This window comes from Streptomyces canus, assembly GCF_001514145.1.
Lineage (GTDB): Bacteria > Actinomycetota > Actinomycetes > Streptomycetales > Streptomycetaceae > Streptomyces > Streptomyces canus.
Genome location: NZ_KQ948663.1, coordinates 187,096 through 204,530 on the forward strand (window position 1 = coordinate 187,096; position 17,435 = coordinate 204,530).

14 protein-coding genes are annotated in these 17,435 nt (G+C 69.5%); 8 read left to right on the forward strand and 6 right to left on the reverse strand.

From position 1 onward, the window contains the following. Positions 1-21: 21 nt before the first annotated feature. The 3 genes from AQJ46_RS25625 to AQJ46_RS25635 are packed head-to-tail and all read right to left on the reverse strand — an operon-like array spanning position 22 to position 5,014. A complete protein-coding gene (locus AQJ46_RS25625) occupies positions 22-3,558 on the reverse strand; it encodes a 5-oxoprolinase/urea amidolyase family protein (RefSeq protein WP_059207850.1) in 3,537 nt (1,178 codons plus the stop codon). Further along, a complete protein-coding gene (locus AQJ46_RS25630; RefSeq protein WP_059207851.1) occupies positions 3,555-4,193 on the reverse strand; it encodes an urea amidolyase associated protein UAAP2 in 639 nt (212 codons plus the stop codon). The genes AQJ46_RS25625 and AQJ46_RS25630 overlap by 4 nt, the downstream gene beginning before the upstream one ends. Further along, positions 4,190-5,014 (reverse strand): urea amidolyase associated protein UAAP1, encoded by an 825-nt coding sequence (locus tag AQJ46_RS25635; RefSeq protein ID WP_059207852.1) that lies wholly within the window; start codon positions 5,012-5,014, stop codon positions 4,190-4,192. The genes AQJ46_RS25630 and AQJ46_RS25635 overlap by 4 nt, the downstream gene beginning before the upstream one ends. A 398-nt stretch (positions 5,015-5,412) precedes the next feature. Here AQJ46_RS25635 and AQJ46_RS25640 point away from each other — a divergent pair, with 398 nt between their 5' ends. The 6 genes from AQJ46_RS25640 (at position 5,413) to AQJ46_RS25665 (ending at position 10,957) form a co-directional block, all read left to right on the forward strand. Next, positions 5,413-6,054, forward strand: a complete 642-nt coding sequence (locus AQJ46_RS25640; RefSeq protein ID WP_057614307.1) for a TetR/AcrR family transcriptional regulator — start codon at positions 5,413-5,415, stop codon at positions 6,052-6,054. Between the two features lie 273 nt (positions 6,055-6,327). Then, the gene (locus AQJ46_RS25645) at positions 6,328-7,917 is read left to right on the forward strand and encodes an ATP-binding protein (RefSeq protein ID WP_208616985.1); all 1,590 of its coding nucleotides are present in this window, start codon (positions 6,328-6,330) and stop codon (positions 7,915-7,917) included. Then, positions 7,914-8,321, forward strand: a complete 408-nt coding sequence (locus tag AQJ46_RS25650; RefSeq protein ID WP_057614305.1) for a roadblock/LC7 domain-containing protein — start codon at positions 7,914-7,916, stop codon at positions 8,319-8,321. The genes AQJ46_RS25645 and AQJ46_RS25650 overlap by 4 nt, the downstream gene beginning before the upstream one ends. Next, the gene (locus tag AQJ46_RS25655) at positions 8,318-8,740 is read left to right on the forward strand and encodes a DUF742 domain-containing protein (RefSeq protein ID WP_057614304.1); all 423 of its coding nucleotides are present in this window, start codon (positions 8,318-8,320) and stop codon (positions 8,738-8,740) included. The genes AQJ46_RS25650 and AQJ46_RS25655 overlap by 4 nt, the downstream gene beginning before the upstream one ends. Continuing rightward, a complete protein-coding gene (locus AQJ46_RS25660; RefSeq protein ID WP_059207854.1) occupies positions 8,721-9,341 on the forward strand; it encodes a GTP-binding protein in 621 nt (206 codons plus the stop codon). The genes AQJ46_RS25655 and AQJ46_RS25660 overlap by 20 nt, the downstream gene beginning before the upstream one ends. Positions 9,342-9,511: 170 nt before the next feature. Beyond that, positions 9,512-10,957 (forward strand): cytochrome P450, encoded by a 1,446-nt coding sequence (locus tag AQJ46_RS25665; RefSeq protein WP_404828485.1) that lies wholly within the window; start codon positions 9,512-9,514, stop codon positions 10,955-10,957. 17 nt (positions 10,958-10,974) lie between these two features. Here the strand turns inward: AQJ46_RS25665 and AQJ46_RS25670 are convergent, their stop codons facing one another. Both AQJ46_RS25670 and AQJ46_RS25675 read right to left on the reverse strand, forming a co-directional pair. Beyond that, entirely contained in the window at positions 10,975-11,919 is a 945-nt protein-coding gene (locus tag AQJ46_RS25670; RefSeq protein WP_079072434.1) for an RluA family pseudouridine synthase, read from the reverse strand. A 117-nt stretch (positions 11,920-12,036) separates the two neighbouring features. After that, entirely contained in the window at positions 12,037-13,062 is a 1,026-nt protein-coding gene (locus AQJ46_RS25675; RefSeq protein ID WP_159064048.1) for a terpene synthase family protein, read from the reverse strand. 1,300 nt (positions 13,063-14,362) lie between these two features. On the opposite strand from AQJ46_RS25675, the gene AQJ46_RS25680 reads away from it, so the two are divergent. Next, the gene (locus AQJ46_RS25680; protein WP_059207858.1) at positions 14,363-14,944 is read left to right on the forward strand and encodes a GNAT family N-acetyltransferase; all 582 of its coding nucleotides are present in this window, start codon (positions 14,363-14,365) and stop codon (positions 14,942-14,944) included. A 51-nt stretch (positions 14,945-14,995) separates the two neighbouring features. Here AQJ46_RS25680 and AQJ46_RS25685 read toward each other — a convergent pair whose 3' ends face one another. Beyond that, a complete protein-coding gene (locus tag AQJ46_RS25685; protein ID WP_057614298.1) occupies positions 14,996-16,522 on the reverse strand; it encodes an amino acid permease in 1,527 nt (508 codons plus the stop codon). A 257-nt stretch (positions 16,523-16,779) separates the two neighbouring features. On the opposite strand from AQJ46_RS25685, the gene AQJ46_RS25690 reads away from it, so the two are divergent. Next, positions 16,780-17,370 carry a PadR family transcriptional regulator gene (locus AQJ46_RS25690; RefSeq protein ID WP_059207859.1) on the forward strand — a complete coding sequence of 197 codons (591 nt, stop codon included), beginning with the start codon at positions 16,780-16,782 and terminating at the stop codon, positions 17,368-17,370. The last annotated feature ends 65 nt before the right edge of the window (positions 17,371-17,435 follow it).

Here is a 17,435-nt window from a genome sequence, read left to right on the forward strand (position 1 = left end):
CGGACGGGGCCAGGACGAGTTTCATCGTGCGGGTGGGGCCAGGACGAGCAGTGCCGTCCCCGCCTCCACCTGGTCGCCGGGCCTGGCCAGGATCTCCGCGACCACGCCGTCCGTCGGCGCGTGCACCCTGGACTCCATCTTCATCGCCTCCAGGGCGAGGAGCGGCTGGCCGGCGGCCACCTCGTCGCCCGGCTCGACGTTCAACTGCCATACGGAAGCCGCGAACTCGGCCTCGATGAGGCGTCCGCCCGGGGGGACCGCCACCTCGGCAGTGGGGGCGGCCGGTGCGGACGTCTCCGCTGCCCGCGCGAACTCGCCCGCCGCCTCCCAGGCATCCCGCTCCGCGGAGAAGGCCGCCTGCTGGTGTGACCTGAACTCCGCTATGGACTCGGCGTTTTCGGCGAGGAAGGACTGGTACGCGGCGAGCGAGAAGGTGCCCTCCTCGATCCGGGGAACGAAGCGGCCGGAGGTGATGTCGGCGCGCAGCTCCAGGAGTTCGTCCGCGTCCACCGGATACCACCTGATGCGGTCGAAGAAGCGCAGCAGCCAGGGCGAGCCCGGCTCGAACGCGCCGCGCTGCTGCCAGGGCGACCACACCTGCGTCGTACGGCCCACGAACTGGTAGCCGCCGGGGCCCTCCATGCCGTAGATGCAGAGATACGCTCCGCCGATGCCGACCGAGTTCTCGGCCGTCCAGGTGCGCGCCGGGTTGTACTTCGTGGTCACCAGGCGGTGGCGCGGGTCGAGCGGGGTGGCCACCGGGGCGCCCAGGTAGACGTCGCCCAGGCCCAGGACGAGGTACTCCGCGTCGAAGACGGTGCGGTAGACGTCGTCCACCGACTCCAGGCCGTTGACGCGGCGGATGAACTCGATGTTCCAGGGGCACCAGGGCGCGTCGTCCCGCACGCCCGCCATGTAGCGGGCGATCGCCTCGCGGGTGGCGGGATCGTCCCAGGAAAGGGGGAGGTGGACCGTACGGGAGCGGACGACCAGCTCGTCGGACGGGGGCAGGGATGCGGTGATCTCCCGTACGAGGGCGAGGAGTTGCTGCTGGGGGAGGCGGCCGGGGTCCGTCTGGATCTGGAGGGAGCGGATGCCGGGGGTGAGGTCGGTGATGCCGTCGAGGCCCTGCTCGGCCACCGCGTCCATCAGCGCGTGGACACGCATGCGCAGCGCCAGGTCCAGCTGCATGGGGCCGAACTCGACCAGCAGGTTGTCGTCGCCGCTGCGGCGATACGTCACATCACCGTCGCGGGCGAGGACACCGCCGTCCACGATCGCCGGCCGGGGCTCGCCCGAGGCGTCCACCGGCATGAAGCGCACCGTGTCGCCAGGGCGCAGCTGACCCAGCTTCCAGCGCTCGGTGCTGATGACGGTCGCCGGACACACGAACCCGCCGAGGGAGGGCCCGTCCGGGCCCAGCAGCACCGGCATGTCGCCCGTGTAGTCGACCGCGCCGACCGAGTAGGGGGTGTCGTGGATGTTGGAGGGGTGCAGGCCGGCCTCGCCGCCGTCGCTGCGGGCCCAGCGGGGCTTGGGGCCGACCAGGCGGACACCGGTGCGGGCCGAGTTGAAGTGGACCTTCCAGTCGGCGGCGTAGAAGTCGCGGATGTCGTCCTCGGTGAAGAACTCCGGGGCGGCGTGCGGGCCTTCCACGGCGCCGATGTGCCAGGTGGAGGTGTAGGAGGGACGGTCCTCGACCGGTGTTCCTTCGGGCTGAGCCTCTGCGAGCAGCGCCACCTCGGCCTCGTGGCCTCCGTGAAGTACGTCACCGGTCCGCAGGGCCCGGCCGCCGTGTCCGCCGAAGCGGCCCAGAGTGAAGGTGCTCGCGCTGCCGAGGAAGGCAGGGACGTCGAGGCCGCCCGCGAAGAGGACGTACGTGCGCAGACCGTGTTCGGCGGGTGTGCCTACCTCCAGGACGCCGCCCGCGGGCACGGTCACCGGCTCCCACTGGGCGACCGGTGTGCCGTCGACGGCGACCGGGGCGGGGGCGCCCGTCACACAGACGGTCGTGGCATCGGTGAACCTCAACGACGGGCCCTGCAAGGTGCATTCGAGGCCGGGCGCACTTTCCGGGTTGCCCAGCGCCGTGTTGCCGAGCCGGAAGGAACGGTCGTCCATCGGGCCGCACGGGGGTACGCCGACCTGCCAGTAGCCGGTACGGCCCGGCCAGTCCTGCACGGTGGTGAGGGTGCCGGCGGCCACGACCTCGATGCGCGGGGTCGGGTCCTGAACCTCGGAGAGCGTTGCCGTCGAGTGGGTCGCCCTGGCGAGGCGGGGGTCCGCGAGTGCCGCCCGGACCAGGCCCAGGTTGGTCTCGATGCCGTCGACGCGGGTGCGTTCCAGGGCTTCGTCCAGCCGTCGGAGGGCGTGGGCGCGGTCGGGGCCGTACGCGATGATCTTCGCGAGCATCGGGTCGTACGACGTCGTCACCTCGGTGCCCGTCTCCACCCAGCCGTCGACCCGGACGCCCGTGGGGAACTCGACCCGCGTCAACAGCCCGGCGCTGGGCCGGTGTTCACGCGAGGGGTCCTCGGCGTAGATGCGTGCCTCGACGGCGTGGCCGTGCGGCCGGTCCGGCTCGCGTACGACGTCCCGCTCGCCGCGGGCCAGACGGAGCATCCAGGCGACCAGGTCGACGCCGTAGATCTCCTCGGTGACCGGATGCTCCACCTGGAGGCGGGTGTTGACCTCCAGGAAGTAGGCCTCTTCGCGGGCGGCGTCGTAGACGAACTCGACGGTTCCCGCCGAGCGGTAGCCGACCGCGGCGCACAACTCACGTGCGCTGTCCGCGAGTTGTGCGCGGACGTGGGAGGGGAGACCCGGCGCCGGAGCCTCCTCCAGGACTTTCTGGTTGCGGCGCTGGAGGGAGCAGTCGCGGTCGCCGAAGGTGACGACCCTGCCCTCGCCGTCGCCGAAGACCTGCACCTCGACATGGCGGGCGTGCTCCACGAGCCGTTCCAGGAAGACGCCGGCGGAGGAGAAGGAGGCGGCGGCGACGCGCTGCACCCGGTCCCAGGCGTCGGTCAGTTCGTCGGCGGAGTGGCAGGCCGACATGCCGATGCCGCCGCCACCGCCGGTGGCCTTGAGCATCACGGGATAGCCGATGGCCGCCGCGGATTCGAGGGCCTCCTCAAGAGAGGGCAGCAGCCCGGTGCCCGGTGCCAGCGGTACCCCGGCCGACTCCGCCGCCGCCCGTGCCGTGTGCTTCGCGCCGAAGAGCTCCAACTGCTCGGGCGTCGGACCCACGAACACGATGCCCGCGTCCTCGCAGCGGCGGGCGAAGGCGGCGTCCTCGGACAGGAAGCCGTAACCGGGATGGATCGCGCCCGCGCCCGAGTCCTTGGCCGCCTTCAGTACCAGGTCGGTGTCGAGGTACGACTCCTTCGCGGGTGCGGGGCCCAGGCGTACGGCCTGGTCGGCGAGCCGGACGTGAGGTGCGGACCGGTCGGCGTCGGAGTACACCGCGACCGTCCGCAGGCCCAGCTCACGGGCCGTGCGGATGATCCGGACCGCTATCTCGCCCCGGTTGGCGACGAGGAGGGTGTCGAAGGTCATTCTGCTGCCCCGATCGTCGTCTCAGCGGCCCCGGTCGTCTTCTCGGCGGACCCGATCGTCATCTCCACGGGCGTCGGGTCGAAGCCGTTGCAGGGGTTGTTGATCTGGGGGCAGTTGGAGACCAGGACGAGGACGTCGCGCTCGGCGCGCAGGGTGAGCGAGAGGCCGGGGGCGGAGATGCCGTCGACGATGCCGAGGGTGCCGTCCTTCTCGACCGGCACGTTCATGTACCAGTTGATGTTGGAGACGAGGTCGCGTTTGCCGAGACCGTGCTTCGCGCCCTCGGCGAGGAAGTTGTCCACGCAGGCGTGCTGCGACCAGGTGTGATGGCCGTAGCGCAGCGTGTTCGACTCCTTGGAGCAGGCGCCGCCGACGGTGTCGTGGCGGCCCACGTCGTCGGCGGTGACCGTCATCAGGGGGGTGTGCTCGTTGGACATCAGCACACTGCCCGTGGTGAGGAAGATGCCGCCCTGCGCCTGGATGGTGTCGGGGGCGCTGTAGCGGACCGCCGTGTCATGGGCGTCGTAGACGAGGAAGTCGACGGCCTGGTTGCCGTGCAGGTCGGTGATGGTGAGCGTCTCGCCCGCGCGGATGACGCGGGACCAGGCGGCGCGGGCCGGAACCACGGTCTTCATGCGCGTCCCTTCGAGGCCAGGAATTCGGTGGTGTTGAGGAAGGCGCGGCGGCCTTCGGGGGTGGCGTCCCAGAGGGGGGCGCCGGCGCGGGTGGGTTCGGCGCGCCAGGCGAGGACTTCCAGGGGGGTGCTGACGTAGTCGGGCCGTGGGTCGGCGGGGTGCGGGACGTTGGCGATCAGTACCGTCACGTCCTGTTCGGCGCGAAGAGTGACGCTGCCGCCGGGGCCCGCCGAGCCGGTGAAGTCGAGGGTGCCGTCCTCGCGGATCCGGACGCCCTGGAAGAAGGAAAGGGACGGGGGGAGGTCGCGGGGTGCGAGGCCGTTCTTCGCGGCTGCCAGCTTGAAGAGCTCACGGCCGGCGGGGGAGGGGCTCTGGGGGGTGCCGTCGCCGTAGCGCCCGGTGTTGCTCGCCAGGGTGGAGGTGCCGCACAGGGCGTCGTGGCGGCCGGAGGTGTCGGTGACGACGCTCGCGAGGACGCGGCCCTGGTCTGACAGGAGCAGTTGGCCCTCGCCGAGGTAGGCGTTCCACTGGACCTTGACCGTGTCGGCGACGTTCAGACGCTCCCAGGGGCGGCCCTCCGCGTACAGGAGGACGTGGGCGCAGGCGTCTCCCTGCGGGTCGGTGAGGCGCACTTCGGTGCCGCGGGCGAGGACACGGTGGGTGTAGTTGCCGCCCGCGACGGTCTCCGCCCACACCAGGTGACCCGCCTCGCAGGGCGGGTCCGGCCAGTCGCCGGCCGGGACGACGGGCATGGTCTCGGCACGGGTGCCGTCCTGGGCGCGGGCGTGGTCTCGGGCTCCGTACGTGGTCTGCGTGGCCATGGCGGGACCTCCGGCTCCGGGGTTATTTCTGTCGCTCGACAGAAATTAGGTGCGGTGCGGGTCGGAGGGATTGCTCGGGCGTTGCCAGGGGGTTACCGGGGGCTCACAGGGGTGTGGTCGGGTGCGGGACGGCTGTTGTCTGGGGATCAGGGGGTCCCCGCGCTCTTGGGGAGGTTGGAGCGTGCCGGGGCGTCGGCGGCTGACCGGCGTCGGTGGATCCACGGGGATCCCCGCTCCTGGAGAGTTGGAGCGTGTCGGGGTGTTCGGCGTGAGGTCGGTGCCTGTAGACCACGGGAGACCCCCGCGCCCCTGGGGGAGCGTGCCGGGACGGCGGTGGCCCGCCGACGTCTGTGGATCACCCGCAGATCCCCGCGCCCCCGTGTGCGAGGATCGAACGCATGGGTACGACAGGCGGTGCGGCGGAGTCCGGGCGACGGGTCGGTAGGCCGCGGGCCGCTCGGCGGCCGGACAGTGGGCTGGCGCCGCGTGACGAACTCCTCGTCGCCGCAGCCGAGTTGTTCACCTCCCTGGGTTACGCCGCCACCAGCACCCGGGCGGTCGCCGAGCGTGCGGGCATGCGGCAGGCGTCCATGTACCACTACGTCTCCGGCAAGGAGGAGCTCCTCGCCGAGCTCCTGGAGTCCACCGTCACGCCCTCGTTGGCGTACGCCCGCGAGCTGCTCGCCGACGACACGGTCCCGGCCGAGCACCGGCTGTGGGAGCTGTGCCGCGCGGACACCGAGGTGCTGTGCGACGGGCCGCACAATCTCGGCGGCCTCTACCTGCTGCCCGAGGTGCGCGCCGAGCGGTTCGCCGGTTTCCATGCCGTGCGCGCCGAACTCAAGGACGCCTACCGGCAGTTGCTCGCCGCCACACCGGCGGGCGGTGCCCTCGCCAAGAGCGAGCTCGATCTGCGCACGGACCTGTTGTTCGGCCTGATCGAGAGCGTGATCCTCATCCACCGCTCCGACCCCGAGCGCCCCGTCTCGGCCTTCGCGGAGGCCACCGCGGACGCGGCCCTGCGCATCGCCGGGATCTGAGTACGGCGCCGGACCGGAGTCCGATCTTCACCCGTCACGGTGAGTGAGTCTCGTACGGCCGTACGTGCTAACTGGACGTGTTCGAATGGTGTCAGAGCGTGTAAATGGGCCGAGGGTACTCCAGTCGCAATGCCCGTTTCAGGTGCTTGCTGAATATGACACGGCGATGATCCGGTCGGACTAAGCTCGCCCGCAGCGCACCGAGTTGATGTGTATTCGTGCGCTTGTTCCCTATATGTGCGACTCCCCGTCGATACGTCTCAGAGGGCCCACATGGTGAGTGTTCAATCCCCCCCAGGACGCCGTGAACTGCCGTATGCGCGCGTGCTGTTGCTCCCCGCCATAGTCATGGCCGCGGCGACCGGGGCCGCCGTCGCGGCAGTGCAGCAGCCCGCCCGGGCCGCTGTCGGCTGGTGCGGTGCCATCGCCACGCTGCTGGTGATCGCGGTGGCGGCCGAAGCCGTCCGGCGCGGTCGTGAACTGCGGGACCAGCGTCTCGAGCACGTCCGTCACACCGCGGATCTGAAGCGGCGCATCGCCGACCAGGACCAGGAGCTGACCCGGTTCGCCAAGGAGATCGCGCCCACCGCACTGGACTGGCTACGCCGCGGAAGTTCCCCCGGAGAGGTGATTCGCCAACTCGGCGACGTCGACCCCGCGTGGGCGGACCTCCCCGAGGCGCAGATCCGCCTGCTCAAGACGGTGCTCAACATCGTCGACACCGAGGAGATCATGCGTGACGCCGCGCAGCGCTCCTTCGTGAACATCGCGCGTCGCGTCCAGGCCATCGTCCACCAACAGGCCAACGAGCTGCGGGAGATGGAGGAGGACCACGGCCGCAACCCCGAGGTCTTCGACGACCTCCTGCGCATCGACCACGGCACCGCGCTGATCGGCCGTCTCGCCGACTCCATCTCCGTCCTCGGCGGCGGCCGCCCCGGACGGCAGTGGCCCGAGCCCGTCGCGCTGTACAGCGTGCTGCGCGGCGCCATGTCCCGGATCCTGGAGTACCGGCGCATCGACCTGTCCTCGATCGCCAAGGTCAACGTCAAGGGCACCGCCGTCGAGCCGGTCATCCACGCCGCGGCCGAACTCCTCGACAACGCCACGCGGTACTCCCCGCCGCAGAGCAAGGTGCACGTCACCGCCACCGAGGTGCAGACCGGCGTCTGCATCGAGATCGAGGACGCCGGCGTCAGCCTCAGCGAGGAGGCCCGCCTGAGGGCCGAGGGCATGCTGGAGCGGGCCAAGGCCGGTGTGGACCTCCAGGATCTGGGTGAGTCGCCGCGTCTCGGCCTCGCCGTCGTGGGCCGGCTCTGCCAGGCGTACGACATGCAGGTCTCCCTGCGCGCCTCCGCGTACGGCGGCGTGCGCGCCATCCTCGTCGTGCCCAGCGACATGCTCACCGACGAGCCCGGCGTCGGACTCGCCCACGGCATCGGCGCCACCGCCGTGCCCAAGGCCGAACTGGGCGCCCTGCCCGGCCCCAAGCGCACGATCAAGAAGCGCCGCCCCACCAGCCCCAAGTTCACGACACCGGTCTCCATGGAGGACGACGTCCCGGAGGTCACCGAGTGGACGGCCAACGGGCTGCCGCAGCGCCGGAGCCGGGTCAAGACCTCGCTCACCCAGCGCTACGCCGAGCAGGCCGAGATCGAACGGGCCGAGCGGGAAGGCCGCCCGACGATCTGGTCGACGGCTCAGCGCGAGCCGGAGCCGGAGCAGAAGCCGGACGACACCCCGCCCGGCCTGTGGGTCCAGGCGTTCATGGACGGCCTCAAGCGGCCCACCTCTTCCACAGTCACCCAGCCGACCGACGAACCGGCCCGTACCGAGGCCGAAGACGAGGGGAACCTCAAGTGATCCAGCAGCGAGGCAACTTCGACTGGATGCTCCAGGACCTCGCCAAAGGCGTACCGGGCATCCAGATGATCGTGGTGCTCTCCGCCGACGGCCTGCGCATCGCGCGGCACGGCGGAGACCCGGACACCGCCGACCGCGTCGCGGCCGCCTGCGCGGGCCTGCAGAGCCTGGCGGGCGCCGTCGCCCATGAGATCCCCGGCAGCGACGGCAAGATGAAGATGGTCCTCATCGAGATCCACGGTGGCTACTTCTATCTGATGGCCGCCGGCCCCAACGCCTACCTCGCGGTGCTCTCCGACATCATCACCGAACCCGGTCACATGAGCGCCCGCATGAGCGACCTGGTTGTCCGCATCGGCGCGCACCTCACCAGTCCGCCCCGGCGCAACGGGCAGACCGTATGACTCCTCCACAACGCCGACGGCGATTCCCCAAGGCCAGTCCGGAACCGGCGCCGCAACCCCCGCAGGAGGGCCGGCATCCACCCGAGGGACCGAAGAAGAACCCCGAGCGGCTGTACGTCATCACCGGCCCCGACGGAGCCGAGCGCTCGGAACTCGACCTGGTCACCTTAATCGTGGCGCACGCCGACCCGCCGCCCTCCGCCACGCCTGAGCAGGCGGCGCTGCTCAGGCTCTGCACGGCCCCCCTGTCCGTGGCCGAGCTGTCCGCCTATCTCAGCCTGCCGTTCAGCGTGGTGACCGTCCTGCTCACCGAGCTGCTGACGGCCGAACTGGTGACGGCCCGCGCCCCGGTCATCCGACAGGCGCTGGCCGACCGTTCCCTCCTCGAAGCGGTGATGCATGGACTTCAAAGGCTCTGACACCATCCCCGGTCCGCGAACAGAGGACCACCTTCCCCAGACCGCCGACGCAGCGGTGAAGATCGTCATCGTGGGCGGCTTCGGCGTGGGCAAGACGACCATGGTCGGCTCGGTCAGCGAGATCAAACCGCTGACCACCGAGGAGACCATGACCCAGGCCGGCATCGGGGTCGACGACAACTACGGCTCCGAGACCAAGACGGCCACCACCGTGGCCATGGACTTCGGCCGCATCAGCATCACCGACCAGCTGGTCCTCTACCTCTTCGGCACCCCGGGCCAGGAGCGCTTCTGGTTCCTGTGGAACGGCCTGTTCGAAGGCGCACTCGGCGCGGTGGTCCTGGTGGACACCCGACGCCTCGAAGTCAGCTTCGACGTCATGGACCGCCTGGAGGAGCGCGGCGTGCCCTTCGTCGTCGCCGTCAACACCTTCCCCGACGGCCCCCGCCACCCGCTCGACGACCTCCGCACCGCGCTCGACCTCAGCGAGGACATCCCCATCGTCGAGTGCGACGCGCGCCGGCGGGCGTCCAGCCGGGACGTGCTGATGACGTTGTTGCGGTTCCTTCACTCGCTGGCTTTGGAGAAGGCTCCTGTGTGAGGCGTGGCGCGGCAGTGCCGTACCGCCGCCCCCCTCTCCCACGCTCCCGGCTTCGCTCGAACCCCTCGGACCGGGGCAGCCCATCACTTCCTGTACACCAGATCGATCTCAGCTTCGGAGCGACCATCGTGACGCCTGAATCCCTTTCCCCGACCGGTACGGACGACCCCATGGCCGCCCCTCCCCCCGGCTGCCCCGCACACGGCATCGGCGTCGGCGGACTGCGTCGGCTGTACGGCCCTGGGGCGGAGGACCTGGAGGCCGTGTACGAGGAGCTCCGCGCCGAGCACGGAACCGTGGCTCCTGCGCTGCTTCACGATGATGTGCCGATCTGGGTGGTGCTCGGTCACTCCGAGAACCTGCACATGGTGCGCAACCCCTCGCAGTTCTGCCGAAACACCCGATTGTGGTCAGCCCTGCAGGACGGCACGGTCAAGCCCGATCACCCGCTCATGCCGCACTTCGCCTGGCAACCCATCTGCAGTCACGCCGAGGGCGACGAGCATCTGCGGTTGCGCGGTGCGGTCACCGGTGCCATGTCGACCATCGATCACCGGGGCATCCGCCGTTACATCAACCGTGCGACCCAGCAACTCGTCAACGAGTTCTGCCGACAGGGTAGGGCGGACCTGGTCGGCCAGTTCGCCGAGCACCTGCCGATGGTGGTGATGTGCGAGATCCTCGGTATGCCCGAGGAGTACAACGACCAGATCGTGCAGGCCGCTCGTGACATGCCCAAGGGCAGCGAGACCGCAATCGCCAGTAACGCCTACCTCATGGACGTACTGATGCGGCTCACCGCCCGCCGCCGGGCCGACCCCAGGGACGACTTCACCAGCCACCTGATCAACCACCCGGCGAGTCTCACCGACGACGAGGTGGGCCAGCACCTCCGCATCATCCTGGTCGCAGCCTACGAGGCAACCGCCAACCTCATCGCCAACGTGATGCGTGTGGTGCTGACCGACCCGCGGTTCCGCGCCCAACTCAACGGCGGCCAGATGACGGTGCCCCAAGCGGTCGAGCAGTCCCTGTGGGACGAGCCGCCGTTCAGCACTGTCCTTCCCTACATCGCCAAGCAGGACGCGGAGCTGGGTGGCCAGCGCATTCGTAAGGGTGACGCCCTCATCCTCGGCATCGCGCCGGGCAACGTGGACCCACGGGTCCGGCCCGACCCCAAGGCCCACATGCAGGGCAACCGCTCCCACCTGGCCTTCGGTGGTGGTGCGCATGAGTGCCCGGGTCAGGACATCGGCCGTGTCATCGCCGAGGTCGGCGTCGACGCACTGCTGACCCGCCTGCCTGACGTCCAACTCGCCTGCGACGAGGACGAGCTGGGCTGGTGGGCGTCCATCTCGAACCGGCACTTGGTGGAACTGCCGGTGAAGTTCGAGGCCAAGCCCCAGCAGGACGTCATGGCGCGGCCCGCGCACCCGTTGGCGTTGCAGCGTTCCAGTAACTGGCTGGTCAGCACTCCCCAGTCGAAGGCGGCGCCTATGGAAGCCGCCTCGCCGACCACCGCTCCGACGCCGGCCACCGCTCCGACGCCGACCCCCGAACCTGTCGGCCGGACTGGTGTGTTCCGGCGCTTCCTGAGCTGGTGGCGCGGCGAGTGAGCCGACAGGTCCTGGGCCTATGCGGCCGCCCACTCCTCGTAGGACGACCACGCCTGCAGCACGCGAGGGCTGACGAACCGGTGCTCGCGTCCCGTGACCGGGTCGGTGAACTCCAGCACCCGTGACAGCAGTTGGAGCGGACACCGGAAGTCGCCGGACGCGATGCGGTCGGTGACCACCGGATAGAGGGGGTCGCCGAGGATCGGCACGCCCAGAGCGCTCATGTGCACCCGCAACTGATGCGTCTGCCCGGTACTCGGCGTCAGCCGGTACCGGGCGCGCTCGCCCCGGTGCTCCAGCAACTCGACCCGGCTGATGGCGTTGGGCTCGCCCTCGATCTCCTGGGCCGCCAGTACTCCGCGTTCCTTGACGATCCGGCTGCGCACGGTGCGCGGCAGGGCCAGCGCCGGGTCGTACGGGGCCACTGCCTCGTACTCCTTCGCCACCCGTCTGTCCCGGAACAGCGACTGATAGGCGCCGCGCTCCTCGGGCCGCACGGTGAACATCACCAGGCCGGCCGTCAGCCGGTCCAGCCGGTGCGCGGCGCCCAGCGTGGGGATGCCCAGCTGCCGGCGCAGCCGCGCCAGGGCCGTCTCGGCGACATGGCTGCCGCGCGGGGTGGTGGCCAGGAAGTGCGGTTTGTCGGCCACCACTACGTGTTCGTCCTGGTAAATGACGTCGATCGGGAAGGGGACCCGCTCCTCGTCGGGCAGTTCCCGGTGGAACCACACGAACATCCCCGGCACGTACGCCATGTCGCGGGTCACCGGACGCCCGGCGGCATCCACGATCCGCCCTGCCTCCAGGAGCTCGTCGATCACCTCGGCCCCGGCCGCGAGCCGCGCCACGAGATGATCCCGCACGGTCGCCCAGGCATCACCGATCGGCAACCGCACCCGCACCGGATCGACCCCGTCGCGCTGCGGCAGGGGAGAGGGCGGGGGCGGAGTACGGCGTCTCATCAGGGCCAAGCCTACGAGGGGCTGGTGCCGAGCATGCCTCAACAGTGCCGATCCGTACGTGTCTGACGGGTGCTGCTTCGAAGGTCGCCTGTGAACCCCGATCGGGGCAACGGGAAGTTATCGAGACACCGTTGTGAGGTTTGCGGGGTGGAGCTGGCCGGTCATATTCGGGCTCAGGGCGCTGGCCGTACGTGGGGAATAACGGCCATTGCTGCGGCTCCAGTCGTAGCTGCCGCGTATCCATGTGAGCAAGGCGGCCGCATAACGTTGGACCTTCTCGGACTCCGAACTCGTGAGCCCGAGCCGGGCGCAGAACCGGGGGACCAGTTTCATCTGCTCAAAGAGCTGACTGACTGTCTTCTGGACGAGGATGATGGCCATTCTGATAGCTTCCGACCGGGAGCAATTGCGTTGCCGCATGAGGCAGTTCACCAGGTTGGGATCGCCTCGTGCGTCGTCGTTCTCGAGGGACATCACCTCGTTGATGAGTTTGACGGCATCGACAGCTGCTCGTCGCATCGACTCCAGATGACTACTGTGCCAAATGATCTGTGGAATCTCGAAGTGCCCCACCCTTTCGGCCAGGTCGAGCGAGGGAATCAGTCCCAAGGTGCGGTGCCCGACCCTCATCCTGGTGGCAAAGTCGTCAGGGATCCATGTGCGACGATCGACTTCCTCGGTGAGGTTTCCTGTCAGGTAATCCATCCAATTGTGAGCGGCCCGTTGCTGCCATTCCTCGGACATCCCCATCCTGGCTCGACGCCAGATGTCCGCGAAGGCGCTCACCAAAGGCGCATCGTGGTTGGTTTCCCGCTGCGAGGGGTGGGCGATGAGCGTGATGAGCTGCTGGCACACGTCGACGGCTGCTTCGGCTTTGCACCCTTCGGGCACATCAAACAGATCATCGAAAAGGAAGAACCAGCCCATAGTGTCAAAGGCCAGGTCGAGGTCATCACCCTCGGTGTCCGGGTAGCTGTAGGCGGCCAAGTCCGCTACCGCCGAGAATATGTAGCGATGAGCGGCCCTGTGTCCCAACACTAGTTTCTGCTGACGCATCCACTCCAGATTGCGTTCCCTGGCGGCTGCCAAACCGGCGTTCAGCCGGGGAGGAATAGGCAATTTGATGGTTATGTTCTGGGGCATTATTCTCTCCCAGTTTCTGCCTCGGCATGCTTATCGGCACAGACGATGGGGTGGTCGTCGATGCCTGGTGCCTACGGGCGTCGCTGCCTGAGGGTTCTTGTCCAGAGACCAACCGAATTGATGGAGCCGGCGAGCCGGACGAGGCGAAGCACCTTGGGCGAGTCAAGTAGGGGACCCCGCGACCTCCGGCGCCCTCAGGGGGGCCGCCACGGTCCTGAGGGCCCCTCCTCCCGGTCAATCTCGCTGCTGGATTGACGATGGTCGGCAGATGGCGCCTCTGCTCGGGCGGACCCGGGCGTGAGCCCACCGTGGTCCTGGCCGGGATCGGCCACCGGGCGGACCCGCCGGCCAGGGGTACGCGCACCACCCGAGGCGTGTGCTCGATCGAGGGGGCGGACCGAGGTGACTGGGCACGAGCAGAGCCTTTCATGACGCCCTCCGGGTAGCGGAGTCGAAGTTCATGAACTATGCGTGGTGCTCCAGACGCTGCGATTTCGGCGTCGCTCACTCGTGCATGACCCGGGCCCGCCGGCCGAATTGGTCGAGCGGGGCCCCGTCGACCGCATGCCGGGCAGTTCGCTGGCGTGACCTTCGAGGCGACCGCGCGACGGCGCAGACGGTCCGTGGCCACCACCCCCACGACAGCGTTGTCGCAGGCGAGGTCGTGGATCATCCCTACCTTCCAGTGCCGCCGTGGGTTTCGTCAACGGTGCGGGGCGAGTTGGCGCTGGTGTGAGGCACCGTGGGGGGCCGCTGCGCGGGGCGGTTCGGGTGGCAGTCGGTTCGCTGTTCTCGGTGACATTCCGGACAGCCCGGTCGGCAGGAAGGGGGCCGATGCCCCGAGTTGATTCGCACTAGCGTACGGCCGTGTCGACCGCATCGGTGCGTTGCGCGGAGCACGTGCCCGAGCCGCACCGCCGGCCATCGCAGGCATCCGGCCACCCTCCTCACGGGCCGGGGTGCGACACCGCTCATGCCGGCAATTCACCTGACAGCCCACCACTTCGCACCATGCGACGATTTCCGGCCGTGGGAAAGGGGGCGCAGCCCCGGCGCACGGAGCGGATCCCCTGGCCGCCGGATGCACGGCCGCGCATTCCGGCCTGTCGGTGCGCCGCGGGTACCACCGTCGTTTGCGGCAGTTGGGAAGCAAGTTCGTCCGGGGGCGGGCCGTCCGGCTCGGGGCGTCCAGGACGGGACAACGGTTCGGGGCGAGGGTGGGACGGCGGGGCGCGTCCCATCGTCGTCAAGGGTAAAAAATCGCTGGGGCGGATTTCGTGCGGTTGGCAGGATGCGGCTCATGCCGTTCCTCACCCACTCGGTCCTCGCACCGGGCACCCTCTCCAGCACCGCCCAACCCACCCTCCCCACCGGCGACGGCCTGCTCCTGCGCCCCTGGCTGGCCGAGGACGCGCCCGCGGTCCACGCCGTGTTCCAGGACCCGGTGATGCGGCAGTGGCACGCCCGTGCCGCCGACTCCGTGGACGAGGTCGGCGGCTGGATCGAGGAGTGGCGGGAGGCCTGGGCCCAGGAGAAGACCGCTCAGTGGGCCGTGGTGGACGCGGACACCGAGCTGCTGCTCGGCCGGGTGGCGCTGCGAGAGATCAATCTCCACGACGGGCAGGCCGAGATGGCGTACTGGACGACCGCGGAGGCGCGTGGGCGGGGTGTGGCGGCGCGTGCCACGGTCGTCCTGTCTCGCTGGGCCCTCGACGACATCGGGTTCCACCGTCTCGAGCTCCTGCACGCCGTCCGTAATGAGGCCTCGTGTCGCGTCGCGACCAAGACGGGCTTCGTTCTGGAAGGGACCAAGCGCAGTGCGGTTCTGCATCCGGACGGTTGGCATGACATGCATCTGCATGCGCGTGTCCGGGGGGACTGAGAGGGTGTGCCGAGGGGGACCAATGAAGGTCCACCAAGGGGGTGAGGCCTCCTATCCCCTCGGCGTGCGCCCGCGAACCGCCCGCCATGCGACGCCCACTGCCAGTGTCGCGGCCAGGAACAGCACCGTGAACCACTGGAAGTACCAGTGCCCGCCCGCCGGGTCGTACACCTCTGCCCGGGGCCAGGCCAGGTTGACGGTCATCAGGAGGCCGTAGAGGAGGGCCAGGGCGTTGACCGGGATGCCCCAGCGGCCCAGGGAGAACAGACGGGCGCCCGTCTCGTCCGTGCCCTCCGACGTGAATTCCCCTCGCACGCGCCGGATCAGCAGCGGGCCCGTGACCATCGCGTACGCCAGGTAGAGCATCACGATGCAGGTGGTGCCGATCGCCAGGAACGCCTCGGGGGAAGCGAAGTTGAGCAGGAGCAGCGCGGCGGCCAGGATGCCGACGACCAGAGCGGGGACGGTGGGCATGCCCGTGCGGGGGTTCACCCGCGCGAGGCGGCCCGCGAACGGCAGTTGGCCGTCGCGGGCCATGGAGAAGAGCATGCGGCAGGCCGCTGTCTGGATGGCGAGGGTGGCCACCGCGATCGCGACCACCACGTCGGCCAGCAGGGCCTTGCCGACACCGTCGCCCAGGCTGCTCGTGAGGACGTAGCTGAGGCCGTCGACCGACAGGTGCCCGTCGGTGAGGCTGGGGGCCGCAAGGAGGCCGCCCAGGACGAGCAGGCCGCCGAGCACGCCGGCCGCGCCGAGCGCTGTGAGGATCGTGCGGGGCGCGGTGCGGCGCGGGGCATGTGTCTCCTCGCTCATCTCGCCCGCGCTGTCGAAGCCGATCATCACGTACGCCGCCGCGAACGAGCCCACCAGCAGTGCCCCGAACAGGCCGCTCTGCGCGGCGCCCGTGGTGTGGAAGGTGATGCTCGGCGTGCGCTCGGAGTGGGTCAGCAGGAGCACGATGATCAGGACCGCACCGATGATCTCGGCGGTGACGCCGACCCGGTTGATCAGGGACATCACACGGTTGTCGAGAATGTTCACGACGGTCGTCAGGACCAGCAGGATCACGCCGAGGAGCGCCGCGTTGGCCGCCCCGTCCGCCGAGGTCGGCGCCGGGTCGGTGCCGACCAGCTGGAAGCCGGACCAGATCGCCGGGAGCACCATCTGCAGGGCGAGTGCCGCCGCTGCGACCACGACGACCTGCCCGATCACCATGATCCAGCCGGCGAACCAGCCGAAGGCCGGGGTGGAGAGGCGGGACGACCACTGGTAGATCGCGCCGGACAGCGGGTAGCGCGCCGCCAGTTCCGCGAAACAGGCCGCCACCAGCAGCTGCCCGACCAGCACCACCGGCCAGGCCCAGAAGAAGACGGGGCCGCCGAACGCGTACCCGAAGGCGAAGAACTGGAAGACGGTCGTCAGGACCGAGATGAAGGAGAACCCGGCCGCGAAGGACGCGTACCGGCCCAGGCTCCGGTGCAGTTCCTGGTGGTAGCCGAAATCGGTGAGGGAGCGGTCGTCGGGGGCGGGGGAGTGCGGGGGATCGGGACGGACGTCGGAGGGGCTGGCTGTCGTCACGGCGGCACCTGCCTTCGGCGGCATGAGGGCGGAGAGCGGAACAGCGGTGCGGGAGCTGAATTCCTGTCGGGTGACAGAAATTAAGGAGGCGCTGTTTCGGGTGCGTGACGCAGGCGTGTCGAAGCAGGTCCCAAGTCCTCACGTCCCTTGCGCGGGCCCTCTATACGCGATACATCGTGTCTATTGACTGCCCTTGCGAGTCGCGATATGTTCGCTCACGGATATTCGGGTACGAGGTTCGGATGTGAGGTGGAGTCATGGGGCGTCGCAAGCTCCGCAACCCCCTGGCGCTCGCCGTGCTGGCGACGCTGTGGCAGAAGCCGATGCATCCCTACGAGATCGCCCAGACGCTGCGCCGGCAGGGCAAGGACGCCAGCACGAAGATCAACTACGGCTCGCTCTACACCGTCGTCCAGAGCCTCGAGAAACACGGCTTCGTCGAGGTCACTGACGTGGAGCGGCAGGGCAACCGGCCCGAGCGGACCGTCTACGGCATCACCGCGTCCGGGCGCCAGGAGACGACCGAGTGGATGTCGGACCTGATCGCCTTCCCGGCCAAGGAGTACCCGATCTTCGAGACCGCGCTCTCGCTGCTCGGCGTGCTGCACCCCGACGAGGTGGTGCCGCTGCTGAAGGAACGGCTCGACGCCCTGGAGGTGCAGATCGCGAGCGGCCGAGGCGCTCTGGAGAAGCTGTACGAGACGCTGCCCCGGCTCTTCCTCGTGGAGAACGAGTACCAGCTCCACATGGTCGAGGCGGAGGCGGCGTGGGTCCGCGGCTTCCTCGACGAACTCAGAAAGGGCACGCTGCCCGGCATCGAGGAGTGGAAGGCGTTCCACGCACCATGACCTGACGAGAACAGGCCCCGGCACGGCTGTTGCAGCAGCCCGCCGGGGCCTCGAACCCCGAACTG

What these genes read in the sequence shown, in the direction of transcription:
- AQJ46_RS25625 (WP_059207850.1), bottom strand. Translation starts at nt 3,558, where the DNA reads ATGACCTTCGACACCCTCCTCGTCGCCAACCGGGGCGAGATAGCGGTC.
- AQJ46_RS25670 (WP_079072434.1), bottom strand. Translation starts at nt 11,919, where the DNA reads ATGAGACGCCGTACTCCGCCCCCGCCCTCTCCCCTGCCGCAGCGCGAC.
- AQJ46_RS25655 (WP_057614304.1), top strand. Translation starts at nt 8,318, where the DNA reads ATGACTCCTCCACAACGCCGACGGCGATTCCCCAAGGCCAGTCCGGAA.
- AQJ46_RS25645 (WP_208616985.1), top strand. Translation starts at nt 6,328, where the DNA reads ATGGTGAGTGTTCAATCCCCCCCAGGACGCCGTGAACTGCCGTATGCG.
- AQJ46_RS25665 (WP_404828485.1), top strand. Translation starts at nt 9,512, where the DNA reads ATGGCCGCCCCTCCCCCCGGCTGCCCCGCACACGGCATCGGCGTCGGC.
- AQJ46_RS25630 (WP_059207851.1), bottom strand. Translation starts at nt 4,193, where the DNA reads ATGAAGACCGTGGTTCCGGCCCGCGCCGCCTGGTCCCGCGTCATCCGC.
- AQJ46_RS25690 (WP_059207859.1), top strand. Translation starts at nt 16,780, where the DNA reads ATGGGGCGTCGCAAGCTCCGCAACCCCCTGGCGCTCGCCGTGCTGGCG.
- AQJ46_RS25680 (WP_059207858.1), top strand. Translation starts at nt 14,363, where the DNA reads ATGCCGTTCCTCACCCACTCGGTCCTCGCACCGGGCACCCTCTCCAGC.
- AQJ46_RS25660 (WP_059207854.1), top strand. Translation starts at nt 8,721, where the DNA reads ATGGACTTCAAAGGCTCTGACACCATCCCCGGTCCGCGAACAGAGGAC.
- AQJ46_RS25675 (WP_159064048.1), bottom strand. Translation starts at nt 13,062, where the DNA reads ATGCCCCAGAACATAACCATCAAATTGCCTATTCCTCCCCGGCTGAAC.
- AQJ46_RS25635 (WP_059207852.1), bottom strand. Translation starts at nt 5,014, where the DNA reads ATGGCCACGCAGACCACGTACGGAGCCCGAGACCACGCCCGCGCCCAG.
- AQJ46_RS25640 (WP_057614307.1), top strand. Translation starts at nt 5,413, where the DNA reads ATGGGTACGACAGGCGGTGCGGCGGAGTCCGGGCGACGGGTCGGTAGG.